The sequence below is a fragment of the Geodermatophilus sp. SYSU D01176 genome (genome assembly GCF_054050015.1).
In genome coordinates this window covers 12260-25924 of sequence record NZ_JBJGYN010000031.1, presented here as the reverse complement: position 1 = coordinate 25924, position 13665 = coordinate 12260, and the positions used below count along the sequence as shown (strand labels likewise).

Genomic DNA, 13665 nt, shown 5'->3' with positions numbered 1-13665 from the left:
CAGTGTCACCGGACTGCGGCGGCAGCTACCAGCGCGCCGGTGGGCGGGAGGGGCCGGATGGGCTGCGTGTACCGATCCGGCCCGGCTCTAGCCGGGGGTCCCCCGGCCAGAGCCCGTCGTGCCAGAGCGTGCCGGGTGGCTCAGACCAGCCCGGCGTGCTTGAGGGCCAGGTGGATCTCGTCGGCGGCCGTGGGCGCGAGCGGCAGCAGCGGCGGGCGGACGGTGGCGTGGTCGAGCACGCCTCGCGCGACGAGCGCGTGCTTGAGGGCGACGGTGCCCTCCATGTGCGAGCCGCGGTGGTAGACGGCCTTGGTCAGCGGCAGCAGCTTCTCGTGCAGCTCGTGGGCCTTGGGGTAGTCCCGGGCCTTGCCCGCGGCGATCAGCTCGACCAGCAGCTCGGGGGCCATGTTGCCGTAGCCGACGAGCAGGCCGTCGACGTCGAACATCGTCGGCAGCAGGTACTCGTCGTGGCAGGAGAGGATCTGCAGGTCCGGGAACTCCTGGCGCAGGACCGGGATCTCGGTGTACCAGCGGCGCATGTTGCGCACGCCGTTCTTGGTGGCGACGACGCCGGGCTGGCCGGCGATCTCCAGCTGGGTCTCCAGGTCGTAGGACGCCTTGGTGACGTCCGGGTACTGGAAGAGGATGCACTGCAGGCCCGAGGCCTCGTGGACGGCCTTGTACCGGCCCTGCGGGGCGCCGGGCTGGAAGCCGAACCGCAGCCAGCCGTGCGACGGGTAGACCAGCGCGCCGGTGGCGCCGGCGTCGGCGGCCCGCTTGGCCTCCTCGGCGGCGGTCTTGTCGCCCTCGGTGGTGATGCCGGCGATGACCGGCACCTTGCCGTCGACGGCCTCGACCACCGTGCGGATCAGCGCCACCTGCTCGTCGGGGGTCAGGTAGGTGCCTTCACCGGCGTGCCCGAGCAGGACGAGGCCCTTGACGCCGTCGACGGAGACGAGCCACTGGGCCAGCTTGGCGTTGGCGGCGTGGTCGACGTCGCCGTCCCGGGTGAAGGCGGTGACGGGGGCGGGGGTGAGGCCGCGAAGGTCCATGACCGACATGGGGTGCTCCTTGGGGGATGGAGTAGGTTCGTTTCCCGGATCGTTCTCGGGAACGTTCCCATCGCACCATCGGGTGTGACGCCCGTCAACCCCTGCGGGTTGGGTGCACACAAATCGCGGGTCACGGTGACCCTTCGTCACCGACGATGGGGACTCGCCGGCGTCGCCCGCGGCCGGCCGCGGCGCTGCCGGACCCGCGCGTCGGGTCTGCGCCGCCCGGGCCGACGAGACGGAGCGTCCGGCATAGGCTGAGGTGACAGGAGGACTCGTGGCTCAGGATCACCAGACTCGTCCCCGTTCCGCGCCGGTGACGCTGCTCGACGTGGCGGCCGCTGCCGGGGTGTCCAAGTCCACGGTCTCCCGGATCCTCGACGAACGGCTGCCGCGCTCGGAGAGCGCCACCGCCGAGCGCGTGCGGCAGGTGGCCGCCGAGCTCGGCTACGTCCGCGACCCGTCGGCGGCCAGCCTGCGGCGGGGCAAGACGATGACGATCGGGGTGGTGGTGCCGCGGCTGACCGACACCGTCATGGCGATGCTGTACGAGGCGCTGGCCCACGCCGGCCAGCGGTCCGGCCACTTCACCATCGTGGCCACCACCGGCGACGAGCCCGATGCCGAGCGGACCGCGGTCGAGGCGCTGCTGCAGCGCCGCGTCGACGGGGTGATCCTGTCCACCGCCCGCCTCGGCGACGACTTCCCCAGCCAACTGGCCGCCCGCGGGGTGCCCTACGTGCTGGCCCTGCGCACCGACGGGCACAGCCTGGCCTCGGTCGGCGACGACCGGCTCGGCGGTTACCTGGCCACCCGGCACCTGCTCGACCTCGGGCACCGGCGCATCGGCCTGATCGCCGGCCCCGGCTATGCCTCCAGCGCCCGCGGCCGGGTGGAGGGCTACCGGCAGGCCATGGCAGAGGCCGGCGTGGACGTGGCGTCGTCCTGGGTCGTCGAGTCGACCTTCGGCATCGACTCCGGCGCGGACGCCGCCCGTGCCTTGATGAGCCTGGATCCGCGGCCGACCGCCGTCTTCGCGGTCAACGACAACACCGCGATCGGGGCTCTGTCGGCGTTCGAGAACCTCGGACTGTCCGTGCCCAAGGACGTCTCGCTCGTCGGCTACAACGACATCCCGATCGTCAGTCGCCTGCCCATTCCGCTCACGTCGGTGCGAGTGCCGTTCGACCAGATCGCCGGCGCAGCCCTCCAGTTGCTCATCTCCGGGGCGCAGGGAGATCACGACCGGGTCAGGGTGGCGCCACCGACTCTGATCCCACGCCGATCGACCGCCTCCGCGCCCGCCGTCTGACGCAGGAGCCGTTCGTGCATGGGCGGCCCCGAGGTGTCGTGCCGGCCAGACCGGGCCCGGGGCCGTGCACACCACCATCTGCGCGGATCCGTGTGAGAACTCGCGATGCTCCGTGTGCAGGACAGATGGCACGTGCCGCATTCGGGCCCTGCTACCTGCGAGTTCTCATCTCGCCAGGATCTCACCGCGGGGTCCTGGCGAGATGCCGGGACCTCAGACGGCGAGATGAGGCCCGGGGCCGCCGCGCACAGCGGCGGGCCCCGGCCTCTTCGCGTGGTGAGGCCAAGAGGCCATCAGGCGGACCTCATCCGGTCGCGGAGCTCGCGTCGGGCGAGGGCCACGGCGCCGTCGTCCCCCAGAGTCGCGCCGCTGCGGACCAACGCCTCATAGGTCGTATCTCCCAGTTCCTCGCGCATGGTCGTCTGGGCGTGCGCGAGGCGTTCGACGTCGGCGCCGTACACCGGACCGGCCGTCGCGGATGCGCGAAGCGCACCCACGAGTTGGGCCGCCACCTCGTGCTCTCCGACCCTGACGAGGACATCGATGCAGAGCCGCATCGTGAGCCAGGTCGAGTTCCACGAGCCGGCGCGGTGCCACTCGTCGAGGAGCCTTGCGAGGTCGGTCAATGCTGTGTCCGGGTTCCTGGTGCGCACCTCGATCGAGGTCGCCGACAGTCCTGCGGCAGCAGCGGTGAACCGGTCCCCGGCGGTGCGGGCCAGCTGCTCCGCTCGCCGCAGCAACGGGTGAGCTCTGTCCGGGGAACGCTCGAGATGTACCTCCCCTGCGTTGTAGCAGGCGTACGCCACGATCCACGGGGCGCCGAGCCGTTCGGCCCGGGCACACACCTCATCGGCGGCAGCCCCGGCGTCGTCATCGCCGGCGTATCCCCGCGCCAGCGCGACATCCGCTGCTGACAGCAGCTCGAGGAAGCGGTCCCCGGCTTCCGCAGCCACGGCGTTGGCCATCCGGTACCGGGCCGTCGCTTCCACCGGTCGCCCTCCGATGAGGGGGATGTCGGCGAAGGCCTGCAAGGCCAGAGCCCTCATCTCCGGAGGTCCGGCTGCGACGGTGGCTTGCTGAGCCAGCTGCTCTGCTCGCGGAAGATCGCCCCGTCGCCAAGCTCCCAGTGCCGCGAGTGCGAGGACGGCCGGCAGCGCCGGATGCCCCGCCGCAGCGGGCCGGGAGCAGGCCGCCTCTGCCCACTCGGACAACTCCGACTGCAGCTGGGACCAGGCATACAGGTACAGAGGCGCGAGCAGACGGAGAGCGGTGTCCCCGTCGTCGGAGTCCAGGGACCACGAGCAGGCCGACCGGAGGTTCGGGAGTTCTTGGTCGACCGTGTCGATCCAGTGCGCCGCTTCGCTCGTGCGCAGGCCACGGCCGGCTCGGGCCGCGAGATGGACGAAGTACTCCGCGTGCTGGTGGCGCGCGTCGCCGAGCAGGCCACGTTCACGGAGACGGTGCTCGGCGCGGGCCCGTATCGGTTCGAGCACGCCATAGCGCGTACGTCCGGCGACATGTCGGGGAGTGACGATGGAGCGGTCCACCAGTGCGACCAGCAGGTCGGTGGTTCCGGCGACGTCCCGGCCGATCACCGCGGAAGCCGCTTCTTCGGTGCAGCCGCCCGCGAACACGGCTAGGTGCTCGGCCAGATCTCGCTCCGGCTCGGGTAGGCGGTCCAGCGACCAGTCCACGAAGGCCGCGACCGAGCGGTGGTGGCGGGCCCGGACCTCGGTGCGGAGAGCTGGTCGACCCGGCCTTCGAGATCGGCGGCGATCTCGGACGGCGTCCGGGCAGCGGCACGGGCGGCGGCGAGCTCCACGGCCAAGGGCAGGCCGTCGACCTCTCGGCAGATCCGGCGCACGGCCTGCACATCCTCCGCGGTCAGGTGCAGCCCCGGTCGCACGGCGGTTGCCCGGTCGTGGAACAGCCGTGCCGCGCTGTCGTCGGGCAGCGGCTCGACGAGGATCCTGTGCTCGCCCGGCACTCCCAGCGGCTCACGGCTGGTGGCGAGCACGTGGACGTCTGCCGTGTGCTCGACGATCCTGTGCACGAGTCCTGCAGCCGCCTCCCGGACGTGTTCGCAGTTGTCCAGGACCAGCAGCGCCCGCCGTCCGTCGAGCACCTCGACAAGGCGGTCGCTGATCGAGCGTCCGTGCAGGCGCTGGATCGCGAGGATCGAGGCCACCGCTGCGGGGACTGCTGCCGCGTCGGAGACGGCCGCGAGATCGCAGAACCACGCGCCGTCCGGGAACTCACCCAGCCGGGCCGCCACCTCGATGGCCAGCCGGGTCTTTCCGACGCCGCCGGGCCCGGTGAGGGTGGCCTCGCGCATGTCCCGGACGGCCCTTGCGACAGCGTTCACCTCGTCGTCCCGGTCGACGTACGACGTCACGGGTCGGGGCACGGTGGCTCGTCGGCGTGTCGGGTCCGGCTCGCCGCGCAGGACGCGGAGGTGCAGGCGGCGTAGATCCTCACCGGGATCCAGGCCGAGTTCCTCGGCCAGCGTGGCGCGATACGACTCGTAGGCGGCGAGCGCCTCTGCCAAGCGCCCGGCCCCACAGCAGGCCTCGACCAGGGTCGCGACCGCTCGTTCACGCAGCGGGTGCTCCGTGAGAAGCGACGACGCCTGGGCTACCGCCTCGTCGCTGCGGCCGAGAGCGAGCAGTGCAGCGGCCCGATCCTCGCGCGCAATCTCCCGCAGGTCGTCGAGTCGGTCGGCGGCGATGCGCACGTCGAGGTCGTCTCTGTGGTCCTGGTAGGCGGGACCACGCCACAGCGACAGGGCGGAATCGAGCAGCCGCAGAGCCTGACCGGGGTCCACCGCCCCCCGCGCCTCGGCGAGCCGGCGCTCGAAGATCGCCGCATCGAGGTCGTGCGGGGCATGGCGCAGTCGGTATCCCCGGCCGGCCGTCTCCAGCAGCGCGCCGTGGCCCAGCCGGGTGCGCAGCCGGGACACCTGGGACTGCAGCGCCGCGACCGGATCCGCGGGCTGCTGCTCGCCCCAGATGCTGTGGGCCAGCCGGTCCGCCGGAACCACGTGGCCGTCGTGTGCCAGCAGAACGGCGACCAGCGCGCGCTGCCGCGACCCGGAAAGGGACAGCGAACCTCCGCGGGAGTCGGCCACCTCGAGCGGCCCCAGCACCCGGTACCGCACGAGATCAGCATGCCGCCGATCGCCCGCCGGATGACAGCGAGATGACAGCACCGGAGCACAGCCTGACCCGCAGGCGACAGTGATCCACGGTCGAGGTGAGGAGCAATGACGTCGCACGCGCTGGCAGTGAGAGAACTGCGCACCCGTTTCGCGGGACGGATCCTCGTACCCGGTGACGCGGGCTACGACGAGGCCCGGGTCCTGTTCAACACCGCGATCGACAGGCGCCCCCGTGTCATCGCCCAGTGCCAGACCATCGGCGACGTCGTGCGCGCCGTCAGGTTCGGCCGCGAGACCGGGTTGGAGATCGCCGTCCGCGGCGGTGGGCACGGCGTGGCCGGTACCGCCCTCTCCGACGGCGGCCTCGTGATCGACCTGCGGCGTATGCGCACGGTCGATGTCGACGCCGACGCGGGCACCGCCACGGTCGGCGGTGGGGCCACCATGCGGGACCTCGACACGGCCACGGCTCCGCATGGCCTCGCGACCACCGGCGGCCGCGTGTCCACGACCGGCGTCGGCGGCCTGACCCTGGGGGGTGGCACCGGATGGCTGGACCGCAGCTTCGGCCTCGCCTGCGACAACCTGATCGCCGTCGAGCTGGTGACTGCGGACGGCACGGTGGTCCGGGCCGCGGCGGACGAGGACCCGGATCTGTTCTGGGCGCTGCACGGGGGAGGTGGCAACTTCGGCGTTGCGACCTCTCTCACGTATCGGCTGCACACGGTGGGTGCCATGACCGCCGCCCTCCTGCTGTGGGACCCCGCCGCCGGCCCCGAGGTGATCGCGGCCTACCGCGATCTCCTCGAGTCCGCGCCCGACGAGGTCAGCGGGGTCATCAAGTTCAACACCGCGCCGGACAAGCCCTTCGCGCCTCCCCAGCTCGTCGGCAAGCGGGTGTGCACAGCCGTGGTCGTCCACGTGGGCCCCGAAGCGGATACCCGCCAGCTGATCGGCCCCATGCTCGAACTCCGCCCCGGCGGTCGGCACGTCGTCGAGGTGCCCTATGTCGAGCTGCAACACATGCTGGACGACCCTCCCGGCTACCGGAACTACTGGTCAGCCGACTACCTCGACGCGCTCCCGGATGCGGTGATCGAGCGGTTCTGCGAGAGCGCCGAGGACATGATCGTGCCGTCGCCGTCCGAGCAGGTGCTGGTTCCCCTCGGTGGCGCGGTCGCCCGTGGGCCGTCGGACTACCCCGTCCCGTGGCGCCGGGCGCGGTGGCACATCTTTCCCTTCGGCATGTGGGCAGACCCTGCCGAGGACGAACGCGGCAGGCGCTGGGCGCGTGGCCTGCGGGCCGAGCTGCGGCCCTGGACCAGCGGCGCGGTGTACCTGAACTTCATCGGCGATGAAGGTCACGATCGCGTGGTCGCCGGACTGGGGGCGGAGAACTACGTTCGTCTGGCCGCGGTCAAGGGGAAGTACGACCCGGACAACGCCTTCCACCTCAACCACAACATCCGGCCGGCGTGAGCTGGGGGCGAGGTGACCGGCAGGGCTCGGGAATGTGTCGCTCCATCGATCGCAATCACCCGGGTGCATGGCTTCGGGGAGGCGGGGCTACGTGTGCAGACCCCGAACCGCGCGTGTGCAACCGAGTGAGCATCCTGGTGAGACCCAGCTGTTGAACTGCATGTTCGCTTTCTCGCCGGGATCCCACCCCACCCCGACGTCTTCCCCGGAAGCCTGGGATCTCTCCCCGAGACCCAGGTTGGGGGAACCTGCAGCTCGACCACGTGGGGCCCGGTAGGACGACCGGGCCCCGCGTGTGTCTCGAGGTGTGCTCACGGTCGGCCCGCTGGGTGGTCCGTGTCGAGGGCGGGCCAGGCGACGCGGCGAGCGCGAGTGGCATGGGCGCCGCGGACGGTCGCCACGAAGGTGGCCCGCGCGACCGGCCCGGTGAACTCGGTGGTCGGGTCGGTGACGTGGACCAGATCGGCGCCGGCCTCGGCGGGTCCGGTGACCGCGATGACGTTGTCCCGGCGCCGGCGGCTGGCACGGATGCGCGCCCCCAGGGAGCCGTCGGTGTCCAGTCGCGCGCGCAGCCCGGCGGCGCACAGATCGTGGACCAGCGCGCCGGCGTAGTCGTCCTGGGCAGCACTGATCGGCAGGACGCAGACCTGGACAGGTGCCAGCCACAGCGGCAGCCGACCCGAGTAGCGCTCGAGGAGCGCGGCGACGACGCGCTCCATCGCGCCGACGGTGCCTCGGTGGATCATCACGACGCGTTGGCGGGTCCCGTCCGCGGCGTCGTAGGTCAGGTCGAACCGCTCGGGCTGGTTGAAGTCCAGCTGGACGGTGGCGATGGTCTCCTCGTGACCGCGCCGGTCCCGCATCTGCAGATCGAGCTTGGGACCGTAGAAGGCAGCCTCGCCGACGGCTTCCACCAGTGGGGGCCCGTCCGCGCCCAGCACCTCCGCGGCCGCTGAGCGCAGGGCGTCCTCCGCGTCCTGCCACTGCGCGGCCGACCCCAGGTAGCCGTCGCTGGTGTCGCGGCGGGACAGCCGGACGTGGGCGACCGGCAGGCCCAGTAGCCCCTGGGCCCGCAGCGCCGAGCGCAGCGCCCGGGCGACCTCGGCGGTGGTCTGGTCGGGACGGCAGAACACGTGGGTGTCGTCCAGCGATATCTGCCGGACCCGGCTCAGACCGCTCACGACCCCGGACCGTTCGGCCCGGAACATCGACGCCAGCTCGTTGAGCCGGATGGGCAGCTGCCGGTACGAGCGCGGTTCCGCGGCGTAGATCATCGCGTGGTGCGGGCAGTTGGCCGGGCGCAGCACCAGCTGGTCCCCGCCGAGGTGGATGGGAGGGAACATGTCCTCGCTGAACTTCTCCCAGTGCCCGGACCGCTCGTAGAGCGCACGCTTGCCCAGCACCGGGGAGTAGACCGGTAGGCAGCCGTCGTGCTGGGCGATCTCCCGGGCGAGGTGCTCCAGTTCCTGCCGGATGACGGCGCCCGCGGGCAGCCACAGCGGCAACCCGGCGCCGATCATCGGATCGGTCGCGAAGACGGACATGTCGGCGTTCAGGTCCCGGTGGTCCGGCGCCGGACCTCCCAGCTCCGGATGACTGGTCACGGTGGCTCCTCCGTGGTCGTGCCACCGGAGCCCAGCCTCGGGACGACTCAGCCCCGGAGCGGTGCTCCGGGGCTGAGTGGTTGCTTGCGATGCAGCAGCTAGCGCCGGAGACGATCCGGCGTCGTGGTGAGCTGCTGGCGGGACATGGCGGAACCATAGGGCACAGCCGGCGAGCCGAACAGATCCGGTTGAGTGGATGGTGTCCGAGACATCCACGACGACGTCGTGGCCCGGGGGTCTCCATCTCGGGGGAGACGCCACCTCGAGAAGTCCGCGGATCGCGCGGAGCTCCCGGGGCCGGATGGTCCGGGGCATTCGTCGTCGTGCGTGCTGGCGCGCGGTTCGGGCGGGCCGTGAGGTGCCCGCTCCGCGGGCGACGCCCCCGCCCTGCCATCGGAGCCGGTGACCCGGCCCAGCCTCGCGCGTCGTCCGCCGCCGCGGGACGATGCACGGCGTGGGCAGGGACGTGGACGTCCGCACCGAGACGGTGATCGATCGTCCGCGGGCGGAGGTGGCCGCGTACGCCGGAGACCCGGCGAACGCACCGGAGTGGTACGCCAACATCGACTCGGTCGACTGGCGGACGGCACCGCCGGTTGCGGTCGGTTCCCGGATGGACTTCGTCGCCCGTTTCCTGGGGCGTCGACTCGCCTACACCTACGAGGTCACCGAGCTCGTGCCGGGCGAGCGACTGGTCATGCGGACGGCGCAGGGGCCCTTCCCGATGGAGACGACCTACACCTGGGAGGCGCTGGGGGAGGGCCGGACCCGGATGGAACTGCGCAACCGCGGTCGGCCACACGGCTTCTCCCGGTGGGTGGCCCCCTTCATGGCGACCGCCGTCCGCCGGGCCAACCGCGCCGACCTCGCCCGGTTGCGGACCCTGCTGGAAGGACCCGACACGGCCGCCTGACTGCAGGGATCAGGCGCAGCCGAGCCGGGCGGCGTCCCCGGCGCCGATGACCACGGTGGTCCGGTCGACCGTCGCGGCCTGCGCGGTGCCGGTCAGGCCGAGCGCGTCGGCCAGCGCCGCCGCCACTTCGCCCTGGCCGTCCGGGTGGAGGACGGCGGAGGTGGCGTCCTGGGTGGTGCTGACGGCGCCGACCGTGCCGCCGGCCTCTGTCACGCGCGCACCGACGGCGGTCGCCACGGACGGGTCCGCGGAGCCGTCGCGGATGTCGACCGCGCCGAGCGACGCGACCGCCGGGGTCGTGCACCCGGACGTCGGGGCCGGCGCGGGCGTCGCCGGCGGTGCGGTGACCGTCGGCGGGGTCGTCGTCGGCGGTGCGGTGACCGTCGGCGGGGTGGTGGTCGGCGGAGTCGTGGTCGTCGGGGGAGTCGTCGTCGGCGGAGCCGTGGTGCTCGGCGGAGTGCTGGTCGGCGGTGCGGTGACCGTCGGCGGAGTGGTGGTCGGCGGGGTCGCGGTGGTCGGCGGGGTCGTCGTGCTGGGCGGCGTGGTGACCGTCGGCGTGGTCACCGGCGGGGTCGTGGCCGGCGGCGTCGTGACCGTCGGGGGAGTCGTCGTCGGCGGGGTCGTGGTCGTCGGCGGAGTGCTGGGCGACGCGGCGACCGTCGACGGCGGGGCGGACGACGCCGGGGTCGCGGCCGGCTGCACCGCCAGCGGCGGGCCAGGGTTCGCCGGTGGGGCCGACGGCGGGGGCACCGCCTCGGTCGGCACGACGGGGGCCGGCGTCCCGGCGTACCGCGCCGCGAGGGTCAGGACCGTCGCCACGTACTCGTGCGAGTGGTTGTACGCCAGGACGGCGCGCCGCTGCCCGCCCACGGTGGTGAGGTCGCCGCCGGCTCCGCAGAGGTACCGGCCGGTCGCCCGGGCGGCGTCGTGGATGTCGAAGGGGTCGCTGCTGCCGTCGCCGTCCCCGTCGCTGGCGTAGCGCGCCCAGGTGGACGGGATGAACTGCATCGGGCCGACGGCGCGGTCGTGGACGGTGTCACCGTCGAGGCGTCCGCCGTCGGTGTCCCTGATCAGCGCGGTGCCGGTGCCGTCCAGCGGGATCCCGATGATCCGCGGTGCCGACCGCCCGTCGGTCTGCAGCACGGCTCCGGCGAAGCGGCCGTGGTCGGACTCGACGCGTCCGATGGCGGCGATCAGCGACCACGCGATGCCGCAGTCGGCCGGCGCCACCGCGGCTGCGGCGTCGTAGGCCGCCTTGGCGACCGACGGGATCCCGCCGGCTGCCAGGCCCGTCGCGGCCGCCGCCGCGCCCGACGACGAGGGTGACGACGGAGACGGCGAGCCGGTCGGTGCGGTCGATGCGGTCGTGCCGGGGGCGGCGGACGGGAGGGCGGCGTCGTCGGCTCGGTGGGCGAACGCCTCGAACCGGGCCGGCGGCTCCTGCTCGGTGCTCGCGGCGGGCCGATCGGCCGCGTCCACCGGCGAGCTCGCCATCAGGGTGGCGGCGGCGACCACCACGGCCGCGCCCTGCCACAGGCCCGACCCGTGCCGGTGCCTCCTCCCGGCTGCGGACTCCTCCGACATGTGACCGTCCCCCGTGACCCGACCGCTGCTGGCCCGGGCAGTCTCTCCCCGGCAGAGCGGGCCCCGCGCCCGCCAATCCGGGGGGTGCGGGGCGCGAGGCGGTCGCCCGCAGCGGTGCGCCGCCCACCCCCTCGGAGTGACGTTCGTGTTGCACGGCTGGACCCGGGCGCCCGCGGTGCCGACCGTCCTGGCACCCGAGGGAAGGAGCCGTCATGCGGAACATGGCGTGCAGGGCCGTGGCCCAGGCCTCACTGGTGGCGACGACGGCATCGCTGGACGACGAGCAGGCGTGGCCGTTGTTGCTGGTCGCCGGCTGGCTGACCACAGCGGCCGACCTGGTGCAGCAGTCTGACGCCCTGGAGGCCCTCCTTGTCTGAGGCCCGGCCGCGGGCAGGCGCGGGCGCCTCGGTGACCATGGGAGCCGTGCGCGACGACCCGGCCCCCGCACCGGCGTCCATGAGGAGGGTGCCGACGGCGGGCCCGCCGGCTCGACGCGGCGCTGGAGTGGGCACCCACCGGACGGGCGCCGTGCCGGTCATCGTGGTGCTCGTCGTGGTCGCCAACCTGGTCGGCGTCGGCACGGTCGCGCTGCTGCTGATCGGCCTGTCCGCCGGTGCGCACGACCCCGCGGGCGGTCGCGCCGTCATCGTGCTGACCGCCCCGGCCTACCTGGCGGTGGCGCTGCCGCTCGGGGTCCTCGCCGGCCTGCGGCTGCAACGGCCGACCGCGGCCTGGCTGGCGGCCGGTCGCCGTCCCACCCCGGCGGAGGCCGCCCGCGCCCTGCGGCTGCCCGTCGACATCGCCCTGGTCGCCGCGTGGACCTGGCTCGGCGGGCGCTGCTGGTCGGCGTCGTCGGCGCCGTCGTCTCGCCGTTCCCGCTGGTCGGGCTGCGCATCGGCCTGGCCGCGCTGCTCGGCGGCGTGGTCACCGCCGGCGTCACCTACCTGCTGGCCCTGCGGATCGGCCGCGAGGTCACCGCCCGGGCGCTGGAGGCCCACCCGCCGGTGGGCAAGCTGAGCCTCGCGTCCGCGTCCGGCTGCTCCTGACCTGGGGGCTGACCAGCGGCGTCCCGCTCACCGGCCTGGCCCTGCTCTTCCTCGACCCGAGCAGCCCGCAGGGGCCCGACGAGGCGGCGGTCGTGTTCCTCGTCGTGGCCGCCCTGCTGGTCGGACTCCTCGCCACCCTGCTGGCCGGGCGCTCGGTGGGCGCGCCGCTGCACGACCTGCGCCGCGCGGTGCAGCGGGTCGGCCGGGGTGACCACGACGTCCGCGTGCCGGTCGACGACGCCGGCGAGATCGGGCTGCTGCAGGCGGGTCTCAACTCGATGGTCGCCGGCCTGGCCGAGCGCGAGCGGCTGCGCGACCTGTTCGGCCGGCACGTGGGGACGACGGTCGCCCAGCGCGCTCTCGTCACCGCCGTCAGCTCGCGGCGACCGCCCCGCCCGGGGGGTGCGAGCGCACGACGACGAGCACGTCCTCGGGCTCCAGCGTGCCGATGAGCGGGTCGTCGAACCGGAGCGTGCGCCCGCCGCGGGTCACCGACAGCACGATGTCGCGCAGCTGCCGTGGCCCGAGGCCGACCTCCCCGGCCGTGACCCGGCGCTGCTGGAGGTCCAACCCGTGGCCGCCGGTGACCAGGTCCTCCACCGTGGCCACCACTCGCGGCGCGTCCGTGGACAGCCCCAGCAGCCGGCCGGAGGTCGCCGAGGTGGTGATGACCGTGTCCGCCCCGGACTGGCGGAGCAGGTTGGCGTTCTCCTCCTCGCGCACCGACGTGGTGATCGGCACGCTGGGGTTGAGCTGGCGCACGGTGAGCGTGATGAGCACCGACGCGTCGTCCCGGTTGGCGGCGACGATCACGGCACGGGCGCGCTCGACGTGGGCCCGGCGGAGGACGTCGGTGCGCCCGGCGTCCCCGACGATCCCGTGCAGCCCCACCGAGTTGGCCTCGTCGATCGCCCGGGGTTCGGGGTCGACGACGACGATCTGCTCCAGCGGGGTGCCGTTGGCCTGCAGGGAACGGATGGCGCTGCGGCCCTTGGTGCCGTAGCCGCACACGATGACGTGCTGGCGCACGCGGGACCTCCAGCGGCGGATGCGGAACTCCTCCCGGGAGCGCGCGGTCAGCGCCTCCAGGGTGGTTCCGATGAGGACGATGAGGAACAGCACGCGCAGCGGCGTGATGACCAGGAAGTTGATCAGCCGGGCCTGGTCGGTGACCGGCGTGATGTCGCCGTACCCGGTGGTGGAGAGCGTGACGGTCGCGTAGTAAGCGGCGTCGAGCAGCGTGATCGCGCCGACGTCGTCGCCATCGCGGTACCCGTCCCGGTCGGCGTAGACCAGCGCCACGGTGACGACGAAGACGAACAAGGCGAACAGCAGCCGCTGGGAGACCTGTCGGGTCGGCGTCGCCTCGACGTGCGCGAGCTGCACGCCGGTGTGTTCGGTGCCCGCCTCGATCTCGCTCGCCACCCGCCGGACGATAGTGAGCGCTCCGCGATCCTGCCTGCACCGCCGCACCCGTCCGGGTGAGCGGACGGGTGCGGCGGCGGTCACGGGGCTCAG

At 73.3% G+C, this 13665-nt stretch carries 12 protein-coding genes; 6 read left to right on the top strand and 6 right to left on the bottom strand.

Annotation, left to right across the window (positions count from 1 at the left end; all coding sequences use genetic code 11):
• Positions 1–140 precede the first annotated feature (140 nt).
• Positions 141–1061: a dihydrodipicolinate synthase family protein gene (locus tag ACI78Z_RS16425; protein ID WP_457037608.1), complete on the bottom strand. Its 921-nt coding sequence runs from the start codon at positions 1059–1061 to the stop codon at positions 141–143.
• Between the two features lie 268 nt (positions 1062–1329).
• On the opposite strand from ACI78Z_RS16425, the gene ACI78Z_RS16420 reads away from it, so the two are divergent.
• The gene (locus ACI78Z_RS16420; protein ID WP_457037607.1) at positions 1330–2364 is read left to right on the top strand and encodes a LacI family DNA-binding transcriptional regulator; all 1035 of its coding nucleotides are present in this window, start codon (positions 1330–1332) and stop codon (positions 2362–2364) included.
• 293 nt (positions 2365–2657) lie between these two features.
• Here the strand turns inward: ACI78Z_RS16420 and ACI78Z_RS16415 are convergent, their stop codons facing one another.
• Together ACI78Z_RS16415 and ACI78Z_RS16410 are read right to left on the bottom strand one after the other, a co-directional pair.
• Positions 2658–4058 carry a hypothetical protein gene (locus ACI78Z_RS16415; RefSeq protein WP_457037606.1) on the bottom strand — a complete coding sequence of 467 codons (1401 nt, stop codon included), beginning with the start codon at positions 4056–4058 and terminating at the stop codon, positions 2658–2660.
• Positions 4001–5851, bottom strand: coding sequence for an AfsR/SARP family transcriptional regulator (locus ACI78Z_RS16410; protein ID WP_457037605.1), 1851 nt, complete (start codon positions 5849–5851; stop codon positions 4001–4003). Before ACI78Z_RS16410 ends, ACI78Z_RS16415 begins: the two co-directional genes overlap by 58 nt.
• Between ACI78Z_RS16410 and ACI78Z_RS16405 the strand changes: the two genes are divergently transcribed.
• On the top strand, positions 5789–7000 hold the full coding sequence (locus ACI78Z_RS16405) for an FAD-binding oxidoreductase (protein WP_457037604.1): 1212 nt from the start codon (positions 5789–5791) through the stop codon (positions 6998–7000). The two genes, ACI78Z_RS16410 and ACI78Z_RS16405, sit on opposite strands and share 63 nt — an antisense overlap.
• A 311-nt stretch (positions 7001–7311) precedes the next feature.
• On the opposite strand, the gene thrS is transcribed toward ACI78Z_RS16405, so the two are convergent.
• Entirely contained in the window at positions 7312–8604 is a 1293-nt protein-coding gene (gene thrS / locus ACI78Z_RS16400; RefSeq protein ID WP_457037603.1) for a threonine--tRNA ligase, read from the bottom strand.
• 454 nt (positions 8605–9058) lie between these two features.
• Between thrS and ACI78Z_RS16395 the strand changes: the two genes are divergently transcribed.
• The gene (locus ACI78Z_RS16395; protein ID WP_457037602.1) at positions 9059–9517 is read left to right on the top strand and encodes an SRPBCC family protein; all 459 of its coding nucleotides are present in this window, start codon (positions 9059–9061) and stop codon (positions 9515–9517) included.
• Between the two features lie 9 nt (positions 9518–9526).
• Here ACI78Z_RS16395 and ACI78Z_RS16390 read toward each other — a convergent pair whose 3' ends face one another.
• The gene (locus ACI78Z_RS16390) at positions 9527–11101 is read right to left on the bottom strand and encodes a lytic transglycosylase domain-containing protein (RefSeq protein WP_457037601.1); all 1575 of its coding nucleotides are present in this window, start codon (positions 11099–11101) and stop codon (positions 9527–9529) included.
• Between the two features lie 212 nt (positions 11102–11313).
• On the opposite strand from ACI78Z_RS16390, the gene ACI78Z_RS16385 reads away from it, so the two are divergent.
• From ACI78Z_RS16385 to ACI78Z_RS16375, 3 genes are all read left to right on the top strand, one after another.
• Positions 11314–11478: a hypothetical protein gene (locus ACI78Z_RS16385; RefSeq protein WP_457037600.1), complete on the top strand. Its 165-nt coding sequence runs from the start codon at positions 11314–11316 to the stop codon at positions 11476–11478.
• Positions 11479–11916: 438 nt separating this feature from the next.
• A complete protein-coding gene (locus tag ACI78Z_RS16380; RefSeq protein ID WP_457037599.1) occupies positions 11917–12147 on the top strand; it encodes a hypothetical protein in 231 nt (76 codons plus the stop codon).
• A 92-nt stretch (positions 12148–12239) separates the two neighbouring features.
• Entirely contained in the window at positions 12240–12599 is a 360-nt protein-coding gene (locus ACI78Z_RS16375; RefSeq protein ID WP_457037598.1) for a HAMP domain-containing protein, read from the top strand.
• On the opposite strand, the gene ACI78Z_RS16370 is transcribed toward ACI78Z_RS16375, so the two are convergent.
• The gene (locus ACI78Z_RS16370) at positions 12520–13572 is read right to left on the bottom strand and encodes a potassium channel family protein (RefSeq protein WP_457037597.1); all 1053 of its coding nucleotides are present in this window, start codon (positions 13570–13572) and stop codon (positions 12520–12522) included. The two genes, ACI78Z_RS16375 and ACI78Z_RS16370, sit on opposite strands and share 80 nt — an antisense overlap.
• Between the last annotated feature and the right edge of the window lie 93 nt (positions 13573–13665).

Bases quoted from the DNA above. Each gene is read 5' to 3' on its own strand.
- ACI78Z_RS16425 (WP_457037608.1), bottom strand. From the start codon at position 1,061: ATGTCGGTCATGGACCTTCGCGGCCTCACCCCCGCCCCCGTCACCGCC.
- ACI78Z_RS16390 (WP_457037601.1), bottom strand. From the start codon at position 11,101: ATGTCGGAGGAGTCCGCAGCCGGGAGGAGGCACCGGCACGGGTCGGGC.
- ACI78Z_RS16385 (WP_457037600.1), top strand. From the start codon at position 11,314: ATGCGGAACATGGCGTGCAGGGCCGTGGCCCAGGCCTCACTGGTGGCG.